This is a genomic window from Paraburkholderia sp. EG287B, from assembly GCF_040965595.1.
In the GTDB taxonomy this organism is placed as follows: domain Bacteria; phylum Pseudomonadota; class Gammaproteobacteria; order Burkholderiales; family Burkholderiaceae; genus Paraburkholderia.
Genome location: NZ_JBFRCG010000006.1, coordinates 184,166 through 204,471, shown reverse-complemented (window position 1 = coordinate 204,471; position 20,306 = coordinate 184,166). Strand labels below are relative to the sequence as shown.

Annotated in this window: 20 protein-coding genes; 8 read left to right on the top strand and 12 right to left on the bottom strand. The window is 65.1% G+C overall.

Features of this window, described 5'->3' with window-relative positions; genetic code table 11:
* Positions 1-1,158: a cell division protein FtsQ gene (locus AB4Y40_RS12420; RefSeq protein ID WP_368687922.1), complete on the top strand. Its 1,158-nt coding sequence runs from the start codon at positions 1-3 to the stop codon at positions 1,156-1,158.
* Positions 1,159-1,199: 41 nt separating this feature from the next.
* On the opposite strand, the gene AB4Y40_RS12415 is transcribed toward AB4Y40_RS12420, so the two are convergent.
* The 4 genes from AB4Y40_RS12415 to AB4Y40_RS12400 all read right to left on the bottom strand — a co-directional run bounded on the left by AB4Y40_RS12415 (position 1,200) and on the right by AB4Y40_RS12400 (position 4,613).
* The gene (locus tag AB4Y40_RS12415) at positions 1,200-1,577 is read right to left on the bottom strand and encodes a hypothetical protein (RefSeq protein WP_368687921.1); all 378 of its coding nucleotides are present in this window, start codon (positions 1,575-1,577) and stop codon (positions 1,200-1,202) included.
* Positions 1,578-1,709: 132 nt separating this feature from the next.
* The gene (locus AB4Y40_RS12410) at positions 1,710-2,972 is read right to left on the bottom strand and encodes a DUF3734 domain-containing protein (RefSeq protein ID WP_368687920.1); all 1,263 of its coding nucleotides are present in this window, start codon (positions 2,970-2,972) and stop codon (positions 1,710-1,712) included.
* A 26-nt stretch (positions 2,973-2,998) separates the two neighbouring features.
* The gene (locus tag AB4Y40_RS12405) at positions 2,999-3,781 is read right to left on the bottom strand and encodes a 3-hydroxybutyrate dehydrogenase (RefSeq protein ID WP_368687919.1); all 783 of its coding nucleotides are present in this window, start codon (positions 3,779-3,781) and stop codon (positions 2,999-3,001) included.
* 34 nt (positions 3,782-3,815) lie between these two features.
* Complete coding sequence (locus tag AB4Y40_RS12400) at positions 3,816-4,613, bottom strand: acetoacetate decarboxylase (protein WP_368687918.1); 798 nt, start codon at positions 4,611-4,613, stop codon at positions 3,816-3,818.
* 577 nt (positions 4,614-5,190) lie between these two features.
* Here AB4Y40_RS12400 and AB4Y40_RS12395 point away from each other — a divergent pair.
* Positions 5,191-7,203 (top strand): hybrid sensor histidine kinase/response regulator, encoded by a 2,013-nt coding sequence (locus AB4Y40_RS12395; RefSeq protein ID WP_368687917.1) that lies wholly within the window; start codon positions 5,191-5,193, stop codon positions 7,201-7,203.
* Here the strand turns inward: AB4Y40_RS12395 and AB4Y40_RS12390 are convergent.
* Positions 7,200-7,895 (bottom strand): response regulator transcription factor, encoded by a 696-nt coding sequence (locus AB4Y40_RS12390; RefSeq protein ID WP_342921697.1) that lies wholly within the window; start codon positions 7,893-7,895, stop codon positions 7,200-7,202. The two genes, AB4Y40_RS12395 and AB4Y40_RS12390, sit on opposite strands and share 4 nt — an antisense overlap.
* Positions 7,896-8,062: 167 nt before the next feature.
* Between AB4Y40_RS12390 and AB4Y40_RS12385 the strand changes: the two genes are divergently transcribed.
* Together AB4Y40_RS12385 and AB4Y40_RS12380 are read left to right on the top strand one after the other, a co-directional pair.
* A complete protein-coding gene (locus AB4Y40_RS12385; protein WP_368687916.1) occupies positions 8,063-8,509 on the top strand; it encodes a hypothetical protein in 447 nt (148 codons plus the stop codon).
* 26 nt (positions 8,510-8,535) lie between these two features.
* Positions 8,536-8,901, top strand: coding sequence for a hypothetical protein (locus AB4Y40_RS12380; RefSeq protein ID WP_368687915.1), 366 nt, complete (start codon positions 8,536-8,538; stop codon positions 8,899-8,901).
* Between the two features lie 197 nt (positions 8,902-9,098).
* Here the strand turns inward: AB4Y40_RS12380 and AB4Y40_RS12375 are convergent, their stop codons facing one another.
* Positions 9,099-10,580 (bottom strand): HD domain-containing phosphohydrolase, encoded by a 1,482-nt coding sequence (locus tag AB4Y40_RS12375; RefSeq protein ID WP_368687914.1) that lies wholly within the window; start codon positions 10,578-10,580, stop codon positions 9,099-9,101.
* A gap of 151 nt (positions 10,581-10,731) precedes the next feature.
* Between AB4Y40_RS12375 and AB4Y40_RS12370 the strand changes: the two genes are divergently transcribed.
* Positions 10,732-11,316, top strand: a complete 585-nt coding sequence (locus AB4Y40_RS12370) for a DUF308 domain-containing protein (RefSeq protein WP_368687913.1) — start codon at positions 10,732-10,734, stop codon at positions 11,314-11,316.
* A gap of 131 nt (positions 11,317-11,447) precedes the next feature.
* Here the strand turns inward: AB4Y40_RS12370 and AB4Y40_RS12365 are convergent, their stop codons facing one another.
* Both AB4Y40_RS12365 and AB4Y40_RS12360 read right to left on the bottom strand, forming a co-directional pair.
* Positions 11,448-13,487 (bottom strand): pyridoxamine 5'-phosphate oxidase family protein, encoded by a 2,040-nt coding sequence (locus AB4Y40_RS12365; protein WP_368687912.1) that lies wholly within the window; start codon positions 13,485-13,487, stop codon positions 11,448-11,450.
* Positions 13,488-13,520: 33 nt separating this feature from the next.
* On the bottom strand, positions 13,521-14,162 hold the full coding sequence (locus tag AB4Y40_RS12360) for a glutathione S-transferase family protein (RefSeq protein WP_368687911.1): 642 nt from the start codon (positions 14,160-14,162) through the stop codon (positions 13,521-13,523).
* A 126-nt stretch (positions 14,163-14,288) separates the two neighbouring features.
* On the opposite strand from AB4Y40_RS12360, the gene AB4Y40_RS12355 reads away from it, so the two are divergent.
* Positions 14,289-15,233: a LysR family transcriptional regulator gene (locus AB4Y40_RS12355; RefSeq protein WP_368687910.1), complete on the top strand. Its 945-nt coding sequence runs from the start codon at positions 14,289-14,291 to the stop codon at positions 15,231-15,233.
* A 48-nt stretch (positions 15,234-15,281) separates the two neighbouring features.
* Here AB4Y40_RS12355 and AB4Y40_RS12350 read toward each other — a convergent pair whose 3' ends face one another.
* From AB4Y40_RS12350 to AB4Y40_RS12335, 4 genes are all read right to left on the bottom strand, one after another.
* Positions 15,282-16,520, bottom strand: a complete 1,239-nt coding sequence (locus AB4Y40_RS12350; protein ID WP_368687909.1) for an FAD-dependent oxidoreductase — start codon at positions 16,518-16,520, stop codon at positions 15,282-15,284.
* 225 nt (positions 16,521-16,745) lie between these two features.
* Entirely contained in the window at positions 16,746-17,114 is a 369-nt protein-coding gene (locus AB4Y40_RS12345) for a DUF2784 domain-containing protein (RefSeq protein ID WP_368687908.1), read from the bottom strand.
* Between the two features lie 52 nt (positions 17,115-17,166).
* Complete coding sequence (locus AB4Y40_RS12340; protein ID WP_368687907.1) at positions 17,167-18,222, bottom strand: hypothetical protein; 1,056 nt, start codon at positions 18,220-18,222, stop codon at positions 17,167-17,169.
* 300 nt (positions 18,223-18,522) lie between these two features.
* The gene (locus AB4Y40_RS12335) at positions 18,523-19,119 is read right to left on the bottom strand and encodes a DUF1571 domain-containing protein (protein WP_368687906.1); all 597 of its coding nucleotides are present in this window, start codon (positions 19,117-19,119) and stop codon (positions 18,523-18,525) included.
* 104 nt (positions 19,120-19,223) lie between these two features.
* Between AB4Y40_RS12335 and AB4Y40_RS12330 the strand changes: the two genes are divergently transcribed.
* Complete coding sequence (locus AB4Y40_RS12330; protein ID WP_368687905.1) at positions 19,224-19,715, top strand: SRPBCC family protein; 492 nt, start codon at positions 19,224-19,226, stop codon at positions 19,713-19,715.
* A gap of 112 nt (positions 19,716-19,827) precedes the next feature.
* Complete coding sequence (locus AB4Y40_RS12325; RefSeq protein WP_368687904.1) at positions 19,828-20,301, top strand: bacterioferritin; 474 nt, start codon at positions 19,828-19,830, stop codon at positions 20,299-20,301.
* The last annotated feature ends 5 nt before the right edge of the window (positions 20,302-20,306 follow it).

The window sequence follows — 20,306 nt, the reverse complement described above, 5'->3', positions numbered from 1 at the left end:
ATGGAAGATCCCAAGCCGCTACCGCAACTACCCGCTACGCGCGCCGGCAAGATCGTCGCCGTCATGCTGATGGGCTTCCTGTTCGCAGGCCTGTTCTTCAATCTCCGGTTCGCGGCGACGACGGCATCGCTGTTGCCTTACGCCGTCACGCGTGCGGGCATGCTGGACGGCACGGTGTCGAAGGAACTCGCGAGCCGTATGGCCGATACGCCGATCGCGGCCGACGCCGCGCGCATGCAGCGCGCGCTGGGCTGGCTGGCGCTGGGCGATCTGGGCCCGCGCGTGCGGCAGGGCTGCCCCGGCTGGCTGTTCCTGCGCGACGAACTGAACGTGTACCCCGACGCAGAGCGCCATCTCGCGGCGCGCGCCGCGACGGTCGCCGCCGTGCAGCGCGAACTGGCGCGTCACGGCATTGCGTTGCTCGTTGCCGTGGTGCCCGACAAGTCGCGCATCGAACCGCAGCATCTATGCGGCCTGTATCGGCCGGCATCGCTGAGTGCGCGTCTGGGCGACTGGACAGCGCGTCTCGCCGCCGTTGGCGTGCCCGTGGTGGACCTGGGCCCGGCGCTGCGCGGCGTGCCGGGCGACGCGTTTTTCCGGACCGACACGCACTGGACCCAGGACGGCGCGGGCGCCGCGGCGCGCGCGGTGGCGCAGCGCATTCGGGCGCTGGACGAGCCGCCGGGTTCGAGCCAGCCCGGCTACCGCGTGGCCGACAAGGCGCCCGCCCGGCGGCCCGGCGACCTCGTGCGGCTGGCCGGCCTCGATGCGTTGCCGGTCTCCTGGCAGCCGCGAGCGGAGATCGTGACTGGCCGGGCGTACCTTCACGTGGCCCAGGCGGCCGCGTCGGCCGACGATCTGTTCGGCGATGCCGATCTGCCGGGCATCGCGGTCATCGGCACCTCATATTCGACGACCTCCGATTTCGTGCCGCAGCTGGCGCTGGCATCAGGCCAGGGCGTGGGGAATTTCGCGCGCGAAGGCGGCAAGTTCGGCGGCTCGGCGCGCGCGTATTTCGCGAGCGCCGCGTACGCCCAGACGCCGCCCAAACTGGTGGTGTGGGAACTGGACGAACGGGATCTGCAGGCGCCGCTCGAAGCGGAGGACGACGTGGTCGTGCCGAAAGCCGGTCCGGTGGGCACGATGGCTTCGCGTTGAGGCTTTCGGCCCGGGTAATCGATCCTCCGGGCCGCCTGCGATCAGGCCTTCAGCAGTTCGGACGCGAAAGTATTTGCATGCGCTACGGCCTCCTGCGCGTTCGGGAACACGCCGAGCTGCTCCCAGCGCTCCTCGACCGCGTAGGTGCCTTTTATCGCGAGCGCCCTTTGCACGCGCAATTGCGCTGCGTAGCCGCCGTCCTCGAGGGGGCGAGCCGTCGCGATGATCCTGTGCGGGGGGCCGGATCGTTCCGGCTGAACCAACTCGGCAGGACCGCCGGGGATGCCGACATCCTTCAACTCGTTCCGGGTCTTGCAGTCCGGGCAGTAGAAACACCACCCGTCGTCCTCGTGACTGGCTCTGACCTGACCGCGAGCCAGTACGGCACGACATTCAACGTTTTCGCAGATGAACGGCATCGCTGTCTCCGGAGTTGTTTGAAGGGAGCCTAGCACGTCCTCCGTCGGTCAACCATTGGCGATGTTGCCGGGCCGGCGTCAAGGAAAACCCTCGGGCGCGGGCCCGACGCCGGGTCGGCTCTTGCGCTACGCCTACGCGACCTTGCGAGTCAGATCCACCTGTCCCGATGCGCCCGCGCTCAGCTCGGCGCGATCCGACTCGGGCACTTCGCCCGCGCGCCGATGGATGTCGTGCGTGACGAAGCCTTGCTCGCGGCTCGGGATCGCGAACCAGTCCGGTTGCGCGAACGACGCGCGAATGTCTTCGACGCCGCTCGACCAGTGCTCTTGCATGGTGTCGGCGCTGAATTCGTAGTCCTTGTAATGCCCTTCGTAAGGCTTGTTCTTGTAGATCAGATGGACCACGTTGATCGACGACCCATCGGCCACCTTCTCCGCGAGCTGGAAGAGGGGATCGCTGCGGCGCGCCTCGGCGGGCACGTGCTCGAGGAGTTCCTTGATGAAGCGCGCGTGCTTTTGCCGATCGGCAAGCATGTTGGTGATGGCGCGCGTGCGGCTCGAATATTGAATGTCCTTGGCGCGCTCGGCCACGTCCAGAAAATCGGCGGGCACGTTGCCGCTCGCGCTCCATAGATCGACCTGGAATACGAGCGTGTCCTTGTGGTCCGCGTCACGCAGCACCTCCGTGAGCGGCGTGTTCGACACGAGGCCGCCGTCCCAGTAATACTCGCCATCGATTTCCACGGCCGGAAAGCCCGGCGGCAGCGCGCCCGACGCCATGAAGTGCTCGGGCTCGAGCCGCATTTTCGCGTTGTCGAAATAGACGAGATTGCCGCTGCGCACGTTCACGGCGCCCACGGAAACGCGGATCGGGCCGTCGTTGATGCGGTCGAAATCGGCGAAACGTTGCAGCGTCGACTTCAGTGCGGCCGTGTCGTAGTAGCTCACCGCATTCGGCGTCGCCTTCTGCCAGCCCGCGACGGGCAGCGGGCGGCGCGGCGCGAAAAAGCCCGGCTGACCTTCGGTGAGCGCGCGACCCGCGGCCCACATGCTGGCCCAACGGCGCGAAAATTCCTGCTGGCTGAACATCGGCATGGCGAGCGCGCCGAGGTTGCCGAACCAGTCGAGCGGATGGCAGATCGACTCCCAGAAACCACGCAGCGCTTCGACGCGCCGCGCGGGCTCGTTGCCCGCGATTATCGCCGTGTTGAGCGCGCCGATCGACACGCCCGCAATGCGATGCGGTTCGACGCCGGCCTGCGCGAGCCCTTCGAACACGCCGGCCTGATAGGACCCGAGCGCGCCGCCGCCCTGCAAAACAAGGGCGATTTCGTCGTAGCGCGGCAGCTCAAACGGCTTGCGCTCCGTGCGGGCGGTTAGATTGCTGCTGCGCATACGTTCTCCCTTCGTTCGTTGATTGCTCAGTGCATCGACCAGCCGTGCGTGACGAGCACCGACTGGCCCGTCAACGCCTGCGACCCGAAGCCCGCGAGGAACGCGACCGTGTTGGCCACGTCGTCGAGCGAGGTGAACTCGCCGTCCACGGTGTCCTTGAGCATCACGTTCTTGACGACGTCGGCTTCCGAAATGCCGAGCGCCCTGGCCTGCTCGGGAATCTGCTTGTCGACGAGCGGCGTACGCACGAAACCCGGGCACACGACGTTGGCGCGCACGCCGCGCGGACCGCCTTCCTTCGCCACGACGCGGGCCAGGCCGAGCAGACCGTGCTTCGCCGTGACATAAGCCGCCTTGAGCTTCGACGCCTCGTGCGAGTGCACCGATCCCATGTAGACGATCGAGCCGCCCTTGCCGCTGCCGTACATATGCTTGAGCGCGGCCTTGGTGGTGAGAAACGCGCCGTCGAGATGGATCGCGAGCATCTTCTTCCAGTCGGCAAACGGGAACTCGTCCACCGGGCTGATGATCTGGATGCCCGCGTTCGACACGAGCACGTCGATCCCGCCGAAGGCTTTTGCCGCTTCGTCGATCCCCGCATTCACGGCTTCTTCGTTGGTGACATCCATCGCCACGGCGAGGGCCCTGCCGCCCGCGGCCACGATGCTGTCCGCCACCTTGCCGGCGTTCGCGAGATTGAGGTCGGCGATCACGACCGCCGCACCCTGGCTCGCGAACGTGCGTGCGCAATGTTCGCCAATGCCGCTCGCGGCGCCTGTGATGACTGCAACCTTGTCCTTCAACGACATATGTATTCCTTACTAAAAGCGATTGATAAACGGATCAGGCGAGCTCGGCTTCGGGTTCGCCGAGGGCGGCATCGTGGCTCGATGTCGCGGCGAGATAGTCGAAGGCGACTTCGCCGATATCGAGCGTGAGGTCCGCAATGACGTGGCGTGCACCCACCACTCGGCGCACCGGCAGATCGGCGACGGGCGCGAGCGCATGCGGATGCAGCTCGATCGCGGCCGGGCCGCTCCATGCGCCGCGCACCGTCACGTCGCGCAGATAGAAGCGCACGAGTTCGCAGATGCGCGCCGTGCCGTCCACATGCGGAATGATCTTGAGGAGATAGTTGGGCGTGTCGGCGAGCTTGCGGCGCTCGTCTTCGCTGTTGAGCACGTGATGCTTGTAGCCCATTGTGCCGGTCGCGATGCGCTGCGTGCCGTAATCGAGCGTGCCGAGCAGCGTGTCGTTGCCATCGACCGCGAGCACGGGGCGCGCGAGCTTCTTCGGGAAGCCCCAGATTTCACGGCCGCCCGCAATCGGGCCTTCGTCGTCGAGATACATCGAATGCGTGTAATTCGCGAGGCGGCCTTGCGGATCGCGTACGGAAATCACCTGACCGCTTTCGGTGTAATCGCCGAAACCCGACGAGTCGGGCATACGGATGAATTCGTAATGCACGAGATTGTTTTCCGCCTTCAGCGGCTCCGGCACGATGGCGCGCAGCGCATCGGGATCGGTCTCGTACGTGATGATGAAATATTCGCGATTGACGAAGCGAAACGGCGGCCGCGGATACGCGGGATTGTGCATGGGCATCGCGAATGCATCGCGGCGGATTCTTGCCAGATCCATACTGTTCTCCAGTCCAGGCTGCGTGAAAACGTCGCGACAGATCTTAGAGGGAAAACATGACACGATCGCATTTATGGCGATAAAACACCGTTTCAGTTTCGTTAAATAAAAAGGAAATTGAAAGTTTATTGGCCATCCCAGCGTCATTTTCGTGTGATTGGCGCAACCTCGCGTATGCCGATTTTTGCAGCTTAATCATGGCATTACGTTCGTTGCGCAGGAAACATCTGATGAATGCTGCTCAAAATGGGAAATAGATTGATGCGTGGATTGGGAGGGGAGGCCGGCCACGTCGCACATTGAGGAACGCCTCGACCCCGGCATCGGTATGCTTTGTCTAAATTCGGAAGGAATGCGAAGTATCGCAGATGCCTGGAGAGAGCCGCCGCGATACCGGATCGTCGCGCGCCGAACACCATGTTATATGACATCTCTTGTGGTCCGCAGGCGTAAGATATCCTCGCTTCCAGCGGGGAAGCGGGCGGGGCAGGCTGTGACCGGCTAGAATGGATTGGCATGCCTAAGCGCGAGACGTGCTTCCTGCTTCGTTAGCCAGCGAGCATACCGGCGAGATGCGATGAGCATATTCAGATTTCAATCGGCGACGGAATCGGCATTCCTCAAACGCTCGCATGCGCCCAGTGCGGTTCGCGCATGGCTGGTCGATATGCTTTGCTGGCCTGCCCGCTTCGAGGATCCGCAGGTCGAACGGGAATTTACGGAGGAGTATGGCCGGCGCTTCGCCGACTTTCGCCGTGCGGCGCTGGTGCTCGGAACCCTGATCTGGGTGTGTTTCGGCTTTTGGGAAATCAGCCTTGCGCAGACCAGTCCGGTGTTCCGGCCGTACTTCCCGGAGGTTTTCGCGTTCCGTTGCGCCGGTGCGCTCGGCGCGACCGTCGGCATCGTGCTGGCCTTCAGGCTCGAATTTTATCGGGACAAGGTTGCACACTGGATCCTGCTGTCGGGCCTGGCGTTCATGTGCTTTTGCCTGTTGATGCAAACGGTCCTTGCCCCGCGCCCATTCAATTTCACCCATTTTTTTGTCGGCTTTTATTTAATTCTCTTTTATCTGTTCGGCTTTCTGCGCCTGCGGGCCAAGGCGACGCTCATGCTGACCGCATGCGTGATCGCCGTGATCGTGATGGCGCAACTGGTCACCCAGTCGGTCGAGCCGGACAACTTCGCCGCGGGCATGTTCTATCTGTTGAACGTCGCCGTGCTGGGGCATAGCGTCAACGTGAATGCCGAGCGACATGTGCGCGACCGCTATGTCGCCGTCCAGGCACTGGCCCAGAGCAACGCCGCGCTGCAAAGCGCCAACGCCGAACTCGCGCAAAAGCATCATGACCTCGAGCGCGCGCGGCGCGACCAGCAGACCAAGTCGGAAGCCCTGATCGCCTTGCGCGAGCAGCAGCGCGAAGCCGCCGAGCAGTCGAGCCGGGCGAAGTCGCGCTTTCTGGCCGCGGCCGCACACGACCTGCGCCAGCCCATGCATGCGCTGAACCTGTTTCTCGCGGCGGCAGACGAAGCGCTGGAAGCACGCGACATCGAAGCATCGGGCAAGCTGATCGGCGAAGCGCGCAAGGCGTCGGTATTGACGGCACGCCTGTTCAACGCGGTGCTCGACCTGTCGAAGCTCGAATCGGGGCACGTCAACCCGACCTATACGAGCGTCGACCTGAGCCGCGTGACCGAGGAGGCGGTCGAGCAGCTCGCGTCGTTCGCGGCGAGCCGCGGCGTCGTGCTGCGCTATGCGAAGGCGCTGCAAAAGCCCGCATGGGTACGCACCGACGCCGACTGGATTCCCCGCGTGCTGAGCAACCTCATTGCGAACGGCATCAAATATTCGGATCCCGCGAAAGCAGGGCGCTCCACGGTGCTCGTGGGTTTGGTCCGTATGCCTAATTATGTGCGTCTCGACGTGCTCGATAACGGCATCGGCATCGCGTCGGAGCATTGGGATGCGATCTTCCAGCCGTTCGTCCAGCTCGGCAACCCGGAGCGGGACCGCGAGAAAGGGCTCGGACTCGGTTTGTCGATCGTGAATGCGGTGGTGTCCCTGCTCGAGGGCCATCGTCTCGAACTCAAGTCGATCGAGGGTCACGGGTCGCGCTTTTCGGTGCGCATGCCGGTGGCGGACCCATTCGCGCACGAGGATGCCGCGCTTTCGCCCGCCGATGCGGCATCGTCGCTGTCACCGTCGTCGCTGCGCGGTCTCTACGTGCTGCTGGTCGAGGACGACAGCCTGGTGCGCGCCTCGATGGAGGCGTTGTTTGCACGCTGGGGCGTGCTGTCCGATTCGGTTCGCTCCGCAGCCGAACTCGATGAACTGTTGCAGACGATCGAGCGCGTGCCGGACCTCGTGATCAGCGACTACCGGCTGCCGGAGAATTCGACCGCGCACGACGTCATCCGCCTGCTGGGTGAGCACGTTGCGCGGCCCGTGCCGTGCCTCGTGGTGACGGGGGAAGCCATGGCAAGCACGCAGGGCGTGTTGCCCGAGCGCTGCGTGCTCAGCAAGCCATTGGCTCCCGACCTGCTGATTGCGCGCATGCTCGAATTGACGGAGGCATCGGCGCGGGCGACCTAGACCGCCGGGGCGTGCGCAACGGTGGGAATCTCGATGCCGCGGCGTGCCATCTCGACGATCAGGAAAGTGCGCCGCGATACGTTGAAGCGGCTCAGCAGATCGCTGATGTACTCCTTCGCGGTGTTCTCCGAGATATTCATCTTGCGCGCGATGGCCTTGTTCGACATGCCCTGCAGGACAAAGCCCAGGGTTTGCGCGAGGCGCGGCGGAAGGTTCAGCGAGTCGATCGGAATGGCCTTGCTCGGACCCGGTGACTGCGGGGTATGGCCGCCCTTGCCGAGCACGCTGTTGGGCAGGTAGACGCGTCCATTCAGGATCGTCTGCAGGGCTTCCCGGAACACCGCACCGCCTTCCTCGCTGGCCTTCGAGATGAAGCCGCCGGCGCCATTCTTGATGCAGTCCAGCACGGTCTCGCGGTCGTCCTGCGCGGACAGCATGACCACGTGCGCCGCGCGCTCGTTCTCCTGCAGCCAGCGCAGCAAATCAAGCCCGGTGTGATTGTCCCCGATCTGGTAGTCGAGAAAGACGAGGTCGTAAGCCTTGTTCTGCAGCCGTTCGACAGCAGCGTCGTACGAGCCGGCCTCGTCGATGTCGAGCGTCGGTTCCGACGTCAGGATCAGGCTCTTCATCGCGATACGCGTCAAGCCCTCGTCTTCGACGAGCAGTACGTGCCGGAAATACAGGTTGTCCATCGAGCGCCTCTCTAGTCGTCCCCACTGTACCCGTAATCCTGCAGGTTGCGATCCCCCCATAGCGGGGGACGCTTGTGGGGCCGCCTTCTGGAGGCGTTTTTCCCCCGCCATGGCCGGTTTTGCCAGCGCCCCGGGACGCGCAGGATGGAGTCGCTGCAGTTCGGACGATGAGGGACACCATCATGCATACGCCGCATCCCGACTTCAAAAGCCTGCTGAATATTTTCCGCTTTGCGTCGGACGACGAAACGCGCGCACGCCCTTGCAAGCCGGAGCCTGAACCGGCCACGCAGCCGGACGCGACGATCCTGGCCGAGCTGCTTCGGGCAAGGGCGCTCATGGTCCGCATCGAGTCGAGCGGCGTGACTTTTCCGGACCAGATCTACGACGTCTTCGTGCAGGCGCTGGCCGCCTATGACCAGAAGTGCTGGACCGAGCAGATCGACCGGAGTTTCTGCATCACGTTGAGCCTGCTGGAGTCTGTCGCACGCCACCGCCGTGGCGCCAAAGCGGCCCGCACCGTGTGCACCGATGCGACCCTGGTTAATCACGACAATCCGGGCCCGACGGTCATCATCAGCGAGCGCCGGAACATGCTCGACGGTAATTGGTGAGCGATCGCCGACGAGGAGACCGTGCGATGCGAGACAACTCCATCCGGTACGACGCGCTCGATGAGCAGCGCCTGCAATCCCTGCTCTCGCAGGAGCGCGATAGCCAGGCGGGAGGCAAGCGGGCAGGGCGCGAGAAAACGATTCAGATAAAGACAGAGACAGGAAGGCGGCCGCAGAGTCCCTACACTGTCCACACGCTCGACACGGCAATTGCTCACCTCGAAAGCGCGATCAGCGCGGACAAGGCGATGGCGATTTTCGGTGCGAGTTATTGGCACTCCCGCGTGCTCGAGCTCCGTTCCACACCGGGGATCCTGCACATTCAGGAGCGTCGGCTGCAGTGTTTGCTGGATCGGTTCGCGGCCAGAGCCGGGGGACAAGAAATAGACTGAGTCATGCCTGATTCGGGGGAGCAGAGGAGATCAAACAAGTTGGGGTAGCGTGAGAGACCACCTAAAAATCCGGGAAGCGTGAGAGACCACCAAAAAAGCAGGGGAAAAAAACCATTAACCTGCACTAGAGCAACGCGTTGCTGCCACCGGACATGGCAACGCGCGGCGTTCTCTTCCGGAACGCATCGGCATGATCGCTAAAGCAGGCCCATTGCCGATGCCTTGAGTGTCGCCGCCGCGCGGGTGGAGCATTCGAACTTGCGAAACACGCTTTCGACGTGCGTGCGCACTGTGCTCGGACTCAGCGCCAGTTCTCGTGCGGCTTCCTTGTTGCTCGCACCGCGCGAGATGGCACGCAGCACGTCGATTTCGCGCGGCGTCAGCGGCGAGCGCTGCGGCGTGCTGTTCATCGGTCGCCTGACGGCAACTGCGCCTTCGGCCAGCAGCGCATCGACCGCTTCGCCGCTCAGCCGGCCGCTCGTGACCTCGTCGCGCAGCTGTTGCGCGGCGGCGTCGTCGGAGAGCGCGGCTCGCCACGGGCGCGCCGAGCGCAACGCGACCCACGCCACCGAAGCAGCCAGCACGCGCGCCTCCAGCGTCATGGCTTCGCCGCGCGCGCCGCGAAAATAACCCGAGCCGTCCAATCGTTCATACGCATACGATGCGAGTTCGGCCGCGTCACCGAGCGCGCCGGCCTGCCTGCCAGCGCGAGACGTCCAGTAGGGCACGAGGCGCACCTTCTCCCAGGCGCTAGCGGGCAAGCGCGCGCTCAGATTCCAGATGCCGTTGGGCACCGCTGCCCGCCCGATCCCATGAATCAATCCTGCGCGATAGACGCGTTCGTGCGCGGCCTTGTCCGTTGTGAGACGTTCACAGCACCGGGCGGCCGTTGCCGCGACCGCGCGCGAGAAGCCGGTCATCCAGGGCAGCTTGAGGTCGATGACGTCGGCGATCAACTCCGCCGACGTTGCCTGCTGCATGGGCGAGGTCGTCAGCGCAGCGTCGAGCGCGGCGAGTGACGCATGTTCCAGTTCCGCGAGCCAAAGGGGCGCACTGCGCTGCGCGGTCTCGACGAGCCGCAGTGGATAGCGCGTGTCGGCGCGTTGCGCGATGAGACCGAGCGCCTGCTCGACACCGTAAGTGCGGCTGAAAATCTCCAGATCTCCGGCAAGCGCGACGACGAACACCGGCATCGGCACGGCTTCGCGTGCAAGATGCGCGGGCACACCGTTGCCGTCCCACATTTCGAAGATATGACGCAACGCCGTTTCGGTTGCGAGCGGGAGGCCCAGCATGCGCGCCACTTCGCCCGCCACTTCGCAGTGGGTCTGCGCGAGCGGCGTGAGCACCGCCGCGGCACCGCCACGCGAGTCGAGTGGCGCGACCCAGTCTGTGCGGCCGTCCAGCATCGAGACGCGGCTTTGGATGTCGTCGCCGAAAACGTCGGCGAAGCCCGCCGCGTTTGCCGTGCATCCCGACCAGCGCAGCAGCGACGTCTCCCGCACGGTATCGATCGTCGACGCGTCGAGCCGGGCGGCTTGCGCGAGGCGCGCCGCGAGCCATGCGGTGCGCGGCGAATGATCGGTGGGCTGGCCCATGCTCAGATCGCCGATGAAGGCGAGTGCTTTCACGGCATCGAACACGCGCAGCGGGAAAAGGCCAGCTTGGTCGTCGGTCATCGGCATGGGAGGCAGGGCGCACGTCAGGCGTTCGATCACTATACGTCACAACGCCATTCGACCCCGCGAGGGTCGGTCATTCGACCGATGCCGCAAAAACGAGGCGAGTGCGATCCTTTGCACCGTTGTCACGAACTGTTCAGGAGTTGCCATGGCTGATCGACACGCAGATATCACGCTCACTCGCGAAGCGAGCTGGCTCAAGCAGTATTACTTTGTGCGGACCGCGTTTTCCGCCGCCTGGGTCGCACTGGCATTCTCGCTCGGCCAGCATTCGCCGGCCAGAATCGCGGCGCTGCTCGTCGTCTATCCGGCGTGGGATGCCGTGGCCAACTATCTCGACATGTTGCGCAGCGGCGGGGCGGAGGAAAACCGTACACAGGTCGTCAACGTCGGCATCAGCATCTTGACGACGGTCGCCGTGATGGTGGCGTTGAAGCTGGGCGCGCACGGGGTGCTGGGCGTGTTTGGCGTGTGGGCCATTCTTGCCGGGTTGCTTCAGCTCGGCACCGCCGTGCGTCGCTGGAAACGCTTCGGCGCGCAATGGGCGATGATACTAAGCGGTGCTCAATCGGCATTGGCAGGGGTGTTTTTCATCGTGCAGGGCGGCGCGCCTCTGGCCTCTGCGATCGACAAAGTGGCGGGCTATGCAGCGGTCGGCGCCGTCTACTTTCTGATCTCTGCCTTGTGGCTTTCGGCTGGCCAGCTGCGCAGCAAGATGGCCAGAACGTCTTGATGCGCCGGCGCAGCTGGCGTGTTGCCTGAATAAATCATCGGTGCGTTCTCCTGCAGAGGTTCAACGACGAAGTCATGCGATTTCTGCGCGCGCCGAGCTGACGCTGGTCGCGCGTGCAGCGAGCATGGCGGCTAGAGATCCAGCGTCACGCCGCCCGCTGCCGGATGCCCGATGCAGATCAGCGCGTACCCCGGCTCGGCGTCGAACTCGGGCGGTTCGTCGTATTCCACGCTGCCATCGAGCACGCGCGTGGCGCAGGTCCCGCACATGCCGGAGCGGCAGCTGGACACCGCGTCGGTGCCGCAGCGCTCTGCGGTTTCGAGCAGCGAGCCCTGCTGCGGCTGCCATTGCACCGTTTGCGCCGTGCGGGCGAAGGTCACCGGTCTGGCTGGCGTTGCCTCGCTCGCAACGGGCGCGTGATCGGGCGCACGCTTCAGGCTCGATGGCCCGAACGCCTCGAAACGGATCCGCTCGTCCGCAATATTCAGCGCGCGCAGCCCCTGGTACAGATCGCGCATGAACGCTTCGGGGCCGCACAGATAGAAGTCGTAGTCGTCGAACGGCAGGAAGCGACGCAACGCATCGATGTTCACGCGGCCCGCGAGCCGGTCTTCATCGGGCGAGTCGTGCTGCGCGGCGCTGTCGTACAGATGCACTGAGACGTTCGGATGCGCGCGTTCGATCTCCCGCAGCGCCGCTGCGAACGGCCTTTCGTGCTCGCCGCGCGTCCCATGAAACACGTGTATGCGGCGTTGCGGTTCGAGCGTGAGCGCCGCGTCGAGCATCGCCAGCATCGGCGTGATGCCGATGCCTGCCGCCGCCAGCACAATCGCGCGCGGGCTGCGTGCATCGAGCGTGAACGATCCGCGCGGCGCCAGCGTGTCGATCAGCGCGCCGATGCGTGCGTGTTCATGCAGCCGGCGCGACGCCGCGCCGTCGCGCTTCACGCTGATCCGGTAGCGCGCCGGATGCGCGGCATCGTGCGCCGCGGAGAGCGTATAGGTGCGCATGAGCGGCTTGTCCGAGCCAGGCATGGCGATGCGCAGCGGAAGGTACTGTCCCGCTTCGAACGGGGCGAGTGGTTCGCCGTCCACCGCTTCGAAATGGAACGAGCGGATCGTCGGAGACTCGTCGCGCACCTCGGCGACGCGCAGCGTGCGCCACGGGCGCGTGTCGGCGTTCTTCGGTGCAGCGGCTGGCGAGGATTCCGTCGAAGCCTGCGCGAACTGCGGCGCATAGTCGACCGCCGACCACCGCAACGGCAACGCGTCCCGCACGCGGCGCACTGCAGCCACATGAAAGCGCACCAGCCGCTGTGCCAGCGGGAATTGCGCGATTTCGGCACCGTCCCAGATCACCTCGCCGCGTACCGCCAGATACAACAGATCGCCGCGCGCAAAGTCGACGAACAGCAATCCCGCGCGCGGATCGCGCAGCAGGTTGCCGATCGTGTTGAAAAACTTGTTGCCGCTGAAGTCGGGCGCAGTCAGCGTGCGCGCGTCGTCGATCCGCACGAAGCCCGGCATGCCGCCGCGGTGCGACACGTCGGCGCCGCCCGCCGCTCCCGCTGCATCGTCGAGATTGGCGGTGGCGATGAAAAATACGTCGGCGTGCGCGATCAGCGCGCGGTCTTCCTCCGAGAGTGCGTCCGCACGTTCGACTGTGGCGCGTGCTGGCGCATTGCCGGCGAAAGCCGGTTCCCGTCCATTGATGTACTTCGCGCAGTTGCCAAAGCTCTGCTCGACGGCGAGCGTCACCACGCCGCCATCGACTGCTTCGATCACGCCATTCACGCGGTTGCGCCGCCGCGTATGCGGTTGGATGCCGAGCCCGCCGATACGCGCGCCCGGCGCCCAGCTCCCTTCGAGCGGATCGCCCGGCAGCGCGCCGCCGTCGATGCGCAGCGTGCGGCTGTCCGGCGTCGACACGAAGCCCGCCGTGTTCGCACGCAGCGTGGCCCAGGGCTGACCGTTTGCGTCGACGCCGCCGAACACCATGAACGGCAGCATCGCGAAGAACGCGCGATGCTGATCCGGCATGTAGTCGCGGATGCCGCGCGAGCCGTTTTCGAGCGCAACGTCGGCCACGCCCGCGCGCAATTGGGCCTCGCGCTCGCCGTCGTGAAACGGCCCGGCGGCGCGGTACGGATTCAGTTCGGGGAGAGCGGTCATGACGGTCTCGGGTTGGCGGCGCGCAGGTGCCGTTCAGGCGGCGAGCAGGCCCGCTTTCGTCGATGGCATCGGCACGAAGCCCGGCAACGCGGCCACGCGGTCGAGCCATGCGCGCAGATGCGGATACGGCTCCAGCGACACGCCGCCTTCCGGTGCATGCGCGATGTAGGTATGCGCGGCAATATCGGCGATGGTCACGTGCTCGCCCGCGGCGAACGGCTTGTGCGCGAGTTCGGCATCGAGCAGCGGCAGCAGCGTTTGCGCGATTTGCTGGGCACGCGCCAGATCGAGATCGCGCTTGAATACATGGACGAGGCGTGCGGCGCACGGGCCGAACGCGATCGGACCGGCTGCGAGCGACAACCAGCGTTGCACGGCAGCCGCACCGAGCGGGTCGTCGGGCAGCCACGACGGATCGCCGTAACGCTTCGCCAGATAGACGAGAATCGCGTTCGAATCGAACAACACCGTGTCGCCGTCGACGATGGTCGGGACCTGGCCGAAGGGATTGAGCTTCAAATACTCGGGCTGGCGGTGTTCGCCTGCGGCGAGATCCACCGGCACGATCTCGAACGGCAGGTCCAGCATGGACAGGAACAGCCGGACGCGGTGTCCGTGGCCGGATAGCAGCATGGTGTACAAGCGGATCGGCGTGGCGGGACGGGCAGCGGGCATCGCATTCTCCATAACGAAAGCGCCTCGGGATGAAGCGTCAGTGAGCGTTCAGAATAGGCAATGGCTGCGCGCGCGAGAAGACTGCTAAGCTTGCATTCATTTTCTATCGAAAGTGGACAATCGCCGATGACCGACGTACGCGACGTGAATCTGAACCGGCTGGCGGTGTTCGTCGCCGTGGTCGAAGCGGGCTCGCTGACCGCCGCGGCCGAGCGGCTCGGCATCGCCAAGACGATGGTCAGCGCGCACATGCAGCGCCTCGAACGCGAGATCGGCGCGAGCCTGATCACGCGCACCACGCGTCAGCTCTCCGTGACCGATGCAGGCCGCGCGTTCTACGACGCCAGCTGCCGTATCCTGCAGATGACGGAAGAGGCGCTCGCGGCCGTCTCGGACGAGGCCACGCCCGCGCGCGGCGCCCTGCGGGTGAGCGCGCCTGTCGACTACGGCGCGCAGATCGTCGCGCCCGCGCTCGTCGATCTGCGCGCCGTCTATCCGGAACTCGACATCGAACTGGTTTGCGCCGATCACTACGTCGACCTGATCGGCGAGGGGATCGATCTGGCCGTGCGGCTCGGCAATCTGCCGGACTCGAACTACCGCACGGTGAAACTCGGCAGCTACGTGCGCTGGCTGGTCGCGAGCCCCGCGTTCGTTGCGCGGCACGGCATGCCGAGGTCGCTGAACGGATTGGCGTCCTTGCCGCATATCGCGATGAGCGTGCTGCGGCATCCGTCGACGCTCGAGTTGACGCGCGAAGCCGGGCGCCTCGCGACGGGCCGCGTCAGCCACGACAAAGCCGTGCGCCGCGTGCGCTGCGTGAATGCGCTGAGTGTGAACACGGCGACGTCCGCGCGCGCGGCGGTCCTCGCAGGTGGCGGCTTCGCCGCGCTGACCGACTTCTCGACCCGCGCGGATCTTGCGTCCGGCGCGCTGGTCCGCTTGCTGCCCGAATGGTCCGGGGTGCCTTTGAGCGTGCAGGCCGTGTTCGCGCCGACGAGCTACCCGTCGGGCAAGGTGCGCGCCGTCATCGAGGCGTTGAAGGCGAGGATCGCGAACAGTGCCGCGTAAGCGTCGCTGGCACGCTTCCGTGCGTGACATTGAACATGCGTCGCGAGATCAGCCTGGCGGCAAAAAACGATCCTCGACGAAGAGCCGCCGGCGAGCCTCTTCGTCCGATGGCGTCTCCGGGCCGAGCCCCGGCAGATCGGGTGCGCGATCGGGCTCCATGGCGAAACACGGCAGGATGCGGGCGCGGCGCTCGTCGGCGCTCGCGCCGCGTTCGTACAGCAGCTGGGTGAGCCAGTCCAGTACGCGGTGCAGGGCGCCGTAATAGCGATCGTGCTCGAAGGCGTACGCGTGCGCGGCGGCTTCCCAGTCATCGTTGGCGAGCAGACGGTCAAGCAGCACCCTGACGTCACGCAGCGTCAACGACAGCCCGCATCCCCATGACGGGTCGCTGGCCGCCGCTGCATCGCCGATCAGCACCACGCTGCCGATGCAGGGATGCTCGACCCAGATGTCCGCGCCGGGATACGCCGCGAGCGGGCCAACGACACTCGCGCGTTCGAACCAGTCGCGCGGCACGCCCGTGTCGACGCAGGCGTCGAGGAACTCGCGGACATGCCCGCTACCGCTGATGGGGTGCGCGCGCTGCCCGACCCACGAGACGAAGTACGACCGGAACCGCTGCTGCCCGATCGGAAAGATCAATGCGGCCTGTCCCAACGCGGGACACTGGAAGTGGTGGACTGAATCTTCCGGCGTATCGAGCCCCTCGTAGAGCACCCCCGCCACGACCAGCCGCCCGGGATCCTGGTTGAGCGTGAAGCCGGCTAATCTGCGCACCGTCGACCGGCGTCCGTCGGCGCCCACCACGAGCCGCGCTTTCACCCGATGGGTACCGCCATCCGAGCGAATCTCGACGACCGGCGGCTTGCCCGGGGCGTCGCCCGGATCGACGCGCACGACCTCGGCGCCGCGCAGCACGATGGCCCCCGAGGATTCGGCCGCGTCGAGCAGCGTGCGCTGCATCGACGGATGATAGAAGTCCAGACACGCGGTGTGCCCGGGGGTGGTCTCCGCGAGGTTGCGGGACTCGGCCGGCACCAGTCCGCTGTAGCGCCGCCAGAACGGGACCACGTGCGCGCCGTCATCGCAGAGCAGCCGGTCGATGCCGAGCGCGCGGGCTTCGACGACACCCCAAGGCATCATGCCCTCGCCGCGCACGCGGTCCCTGAACGCCGTCTCGCGTTCGACGATGAGCGTGCGCACGCCGGCGCCTGCCAGTGCACGGCCAAGCGTTGCGCCGCCGAGACCGCCGCCCGCGATCACGATGTCGTAGCTGCCCTGAGTCATTTGAAAACCTCCACGCCATGGCGGCGAGGCGAACCCGGACGTCAGCAAACTGACGGCGCATGAAGCGCGTGAGCGTGCGTGTCGAGAGGCGCGCGGATAGCGCTATTATGCGACGCGCATACGCTGTGGAGGCAAGATTCGCTGTTCGGAATGCGAGGCGCCAGAGAAAACAGGCGGTGTCCCGCCAGTGTCGTTACACGCCGAAAGATCTACGCGCTGTTGCCGTCACGAACGCGGCGGGACACGAAACCAGGTGATTGCCACGATCAGCAGGAATCCTGCATAAGCTGTCGCGAATACCCAGCCGGGCAAGTCGTAGTACAGCAAGTCGCTGACCCAGCGCTGGATGAAGCCCTGCGGCCCGGCGTGCCCGGTACGCAGCCAGTCCTCGAGCACCGTGAGGGGACACGGGATGTCGAGGACGGCAAGAAGCGCGACGAGCCCTATCGCTAGGAGATGCGTGAGCCGGAACACGCGGTTGCGCACCCAACCGCGCTCGAGCCAGGCGCCCACCCAGATCGCGACCAGGCCGCCGACGATGAAGAGTACGACCAGTGCATGTAGTACGAGAACGGTATTGGCCAGCCAGTCCATGACGATGCTCGCAGTTGCACGCGCCCTGCGTTCTGGCTTTGATGATACGTCTTCAGAGGTCGATAGGCCGGGGAAGGGCTCCCGCGTTTGGCGTCGTCGCGGTTGCCGTAAACGGCGAGTCGAAGGCCGCGTCTTCGACTTCAGGATTCACGAGGTCGTTGTCGCGCCTCGTCTGTTCGGTCCAGATCTGGCTATCGGGAAACCAGAAGGCGTTGTTGCGGGGCGGCACGACGAGCCTCACCCGCAGCGACGGATTGAAGATCTTCGACCACGCCGAGAGATAGGAGGGCGTCTTGATCAAATGGCCGCAGTTTGCGAGTAGCAGGCTCGCGACCAGGGCTTCGCGGCCGATGGCGAGTCCGGGATGTCCGCTGAAGTGCACGGGCTTCTCGCCGCTCGCGAGCAGCGTGGCAGGCGCGACGTTGACGGGCACGGCGAAGCCCCACTTCTGGAAGAAGTCGAGGAAGGCCTGCTCGTCGCTGGAGACGAAGATGTTCGTGAGCCGGTGATCGTCCGCAAGGGTTCTCTCGACCATGCGGCAAAACCCACTCCAGTCGATCGTATGGGCCTCGAACTTTTTGTCCGTGCCGCGAAAATGGACGCCCAGCGTCGAGGCGCCAATCTCGAGCCGCTCGCTGATGCGCGCGACTTCCTGCCGGATCGCTTCGCCTGGCCGAAAGTTCGACAGGAATACCGTACTTGCCCGCGCGAGCCCGAGGCCGGCTTCGTAACGGCGAAAGCCCAGATCGCCGAGATCGCGCACGATCGACGTTCGCAAACCCGCCCTCGCGTCGTCCGGCAGGGCGGACGGTGCGAGGTTTTCAAAGTATTCGGCTAGCCAGTCGATTTTGCCTTGCGCGTCGCCATAGCTGCCGCCGCGCGCCGAAATAACGGGCGTCAAATGCTTTTCGTCGCAGTACAGGAGGATGCACAGGACGATCTGCATGACGGAAAAGAAGCCCGAATTTGCGCGAATCTCTATGACGAAGTGGCCACGGTTGAGGCGCTGCTTCGCATGCAGGGACAGGCGGGCGGGCGTATTGAGCGCGTTCTTGAAGTCTTCGCTGCGTCGCACCTGTCTTGCGAACTCGATAAAGTTTCTGAACATGCCATGTCCCTTCGACCCAGCAAACGGGGAATACCTTTCGGGCAGAGCGCCGCCGCTTCCTGTTCGCAGGCGAGCGGGGCGCTCACGGTAGATTCCGTCGACGGATTCGCGATTGACTGCGTTAGCAACGATTGGGGGATCAGACGTATGTTTTCCGACGATAGCTTGCTCGTCGCGCACGCTTGGGCAGGCTGGTTATTTGGCATCCTAAGCGGTTGAAGCATTCTAGGATGTCATGTTTACGCCTTGATTAACCTGAGGATTAAGTGACATCCCCAATGCCAGTGATCGCTCGCGCGACTAGCCGAACGGCCTGAGCTGCGAATCCGGCACGTCGACGCGCAGGTTTTCCATCAGCACCGTTTCGATCGGCTCGCGTGACTCGCTCTCGCTCACGACCTTGATGGGCAGCTCATGGCTCAAATCGAACCATAACTCATAACGGAACACGCCGCTCACGAAGTGCCCGGGCCGGCACGTCACGATCACATGCGCCGCCTGGTGCGCGCCGATCGTTTCGGCGCCGACGACCTGGGTGTCCCCATGCTCCTGCAGCGCACGGACATTGACCAGCAGCGCGCCGAGATCGGACTCGTCGACGCGATGACCCTGCGGGCCCTGAATCATGTGATTGTCGGGACTCAGCGTGAGCCTCGGAAACGTGTCGATACCGAACGGCCAGAGCTTGACCTTGCCCGATTCCGGGTTGAAGGTGAGCGTCGCGCCGCCGTGCGGCCGGATGAAGTCCATCCGGACGAAGCCGGGCTTTCGGTAGCCATAGAGCACCTCGACCGTTTCCGCTCCCGCCGATGTCGATTTCAACGTGACCTCATAGTTTGCGAGCGCATCGAAGCGTGCCTGTGCGACGGCCACGAAATCCCGGTCTGGGAGCGTCATTGCCCCCTCCTATACTCGAATGTGGAAGATGAGTCATTCTGGAGCACGGCTTCGCATCGCGCAATGCAGGCTCGGCCCTGGCGCGGACAAGGAGGAAACGTACGATGGCGGAATTCCGTCTGACCACCTTGTGGTGCATCGAGGCGCCGGTGCAGCCGGTATGGGACGCGATCCACGATGCGATGAACTGGCCGAGGTGGTGGAAGAACGTCGAAGCGGTACGCGAGTTGCGGGCGGGCGAGACCGACGGGCTCGGTGCCGTGCATCGTTACACGTGGAAAGGCGTGCTGCCTTATCGCGTGATCATCGACGTGCGTGTCACGCGCGTCGCGCCGCTCATCGCCCTCGAGGGCGAGGCCAGCGGCGCGCTGGAGGGCGTGGGGCGCTGGCAGTTCGCGGCCGACGGCGGCCGCACGGTGGTGCGCTACGATTGGCACGTCAGGACGGCCAGTGCGTGGATGAGCGCGGTCGCACTCGCGCCCCTCGCGCGGCTGGTATTCCGCTGGAATCACGATTCGATCATGCGCGAAGGCGGCCTGGCGCTTGCGCGCCTGCTCGATGCACGGTTGGTCGACTGCAGCGGCAAACCGCGATAAGTGCAACAATCGAATTCGTCAGTGCGCTTGCACACGCTTTCTGCAAGATTTCTGCGAGACGGAGGTGTTATGAACAGTCCCCACCGCTTACTTGTCGTGCATGGGAGGCAACATGACTGAGATCGAGAAGGAGCCCGTCGTCGCCGTGCTGAACAAGATCCTCGAATCCGAGCTGGCGGGCGTTGTGCGCTACACGCACTATTCGTTCCTGGTGTTCGGCTTCGGCCGCATTCCGATCGTCTCGTGGCTGCGGCAGCAGGCGGACGAGTCGCTCCTGCATGCGCAGCAGGCTGGCGAATGGATCACGACGCTCGGCGCGTATCCGTCGCTCGCCATCGGTCCGCTGCTCGATTCCCATACCTTCGATATCGGGGCCATCCTGCGCGAATCGCTCGAGGCCGAACAGATCGCGCTCGGCCTTTACCGCGAGCTGCTTTCGCTCGTGGCAGACCGCTCGGTTGCGCTCGAGGAGTACGCGCGCCAGATGATCCAGGTCGAGGAGCTGCACGCGGGCGAGGTCGACAAGATGCTGCGCCGTCCGGGCACGACCGCGACGTCGCCGCAGCAGGACATGGGGCCCGCCTGACTGGC

Coding starts and splice junctions, on each gene's coding strand:
- AB4Y40_RS12420 (WP_368687922.1), top strand. CDS start 1: ATGGAAGATCCCAAGCCGCTACCGCAACTACCCGCTACGCGCGCCGGC.
- AB4Y40_RS12415 (WP_368687921.1), bottom strand. CDS start 1,577: ATGCCGTTCATCTGCGAAAACGTTGAATGTCGTGCCGTACTGGCTCGC.
- AB4Y40_RS12410 (WP_368687920.1), bottom strand. CDS start 2,972: ATGCGCAGCAGCAATCTAACCGCCCGCACGGAGCGCAAGCCGTTTGAG.
- AB4Y40_RS12405 (WP_368687919.1), bottom strand. CDS start 3,781: ATGTCGTTGAAGGACAAGGTTGCAGTCATCACAGGCGCCGCGAGCGGC.
- AB4Y40_RS12400 (WP_368687918.1), bottom strand. CDS start 4,613: ATGGATCTGGCAAGAATCCGCCGCGATGCATTCGCGATGCCCATGCAC.
- AB4Y40_RS12395 (WP_368687917.1), top strand. CDS start 5,191: ATGAGCATATTCAGATTTCAATCGGCGACGGAATCGGCATTCCTCAAA.
- AB4Y40_RS12390 (WP_342921697.1), bottom strand. CDS start 7,895: ATGGACAACCTGTATTTCCGGCACGTACTGCTCGTCGAAGACGAGGGC.
- AB4Y40_RS12385 (WP_368687916.1), top strand. CDS start 8,063: ATGAGGGACACCATCATGCATACGCCGCATCCCGACTTCAAAAGCCTG.
- AB4Y40_RS12380 (WP_368687915.1), top strand. CDS start 8,536: ATGCGAGACAACTCCATCCGGTACGACGCGCTCGATGAGCAGCGCCTG.
- AB4Y40_RS12375 (WP_368687914.1), bottom strand. CDS start 10,580: ATGACCGACGACCAAGCTGGCCTTTTCCCGCTGCGCGTGTTCGATGCC.
- AB4Y40_RS12370 (WP_368687913.1), top strand. CDS start 10,732: ATGGCTGATCGACACGCAGATATCACGCTCACTCGCGAAGCGAGCTGG.
- AB4Y40_RS12365 (WP_368687912.1), bottom strand. CDS start 13,487: ATGACCGCTCTCCCCGAACTGAATCCGTACCGCGCCGCCGGGCCGTTT.
- AB4Y40_RS12360 (WP_368687911.1), bottom strand. CDS start 14,162: ATGCCCGCTGCCCGTCCCGCCACGCCGATCCGCTTGTACACCATGCTG.
- AB4Y40_RS12355 (WP_368687910.1), top strand. CDS start 14,289: ATGACCGACGTACGCGACGTGAATCTGAACCGGCTGGCGGTGTTCGTC.
- AB4Y40_RS12350 (WP_368687909.1), bottom strand. CDS start 16,520: ATGACTCAGGGCAGCTACGACATCGTGATCGCGGGCGGCGGTCTCGGC.
- AB4Y40_RS12345 (WP_368687908.1), bottom strand. CDS start 17,114: ATGGACTGGCTGGCCAATACCGTTCTCGTACTACATGCACTGGTCGTA.
- AB4Y40_RS12340 (WP_368687907.1), bottom strand. CDS start 18,222: ATGTTCAGAAACTTTATCGAGTTCGCAAGACAGGTGCGACGCAGCGAA.
- AB4Y40_RS12335 (WP_368687906.1), bottom strand. CDS start 19,119: ATGACGCTCCCAGACCGGGATTTCGTGGCCGTCGCACAGGCACGCTTC.
- AB4Y40_RS12330 (WP_368687905.1), top strand. CDS start 19,224: ATGGCGGAATTCCGTCTGACCACCTTGTGGTGCATCGAGGCGCCGGTG.
- AB4Y40_RS12325 (WP_368687904.1), top strand. CDS start 19,828: ATGACTGAGATCGAGAAGGAGCCCGTCGTCGCCGTGCTGAACAAGATC.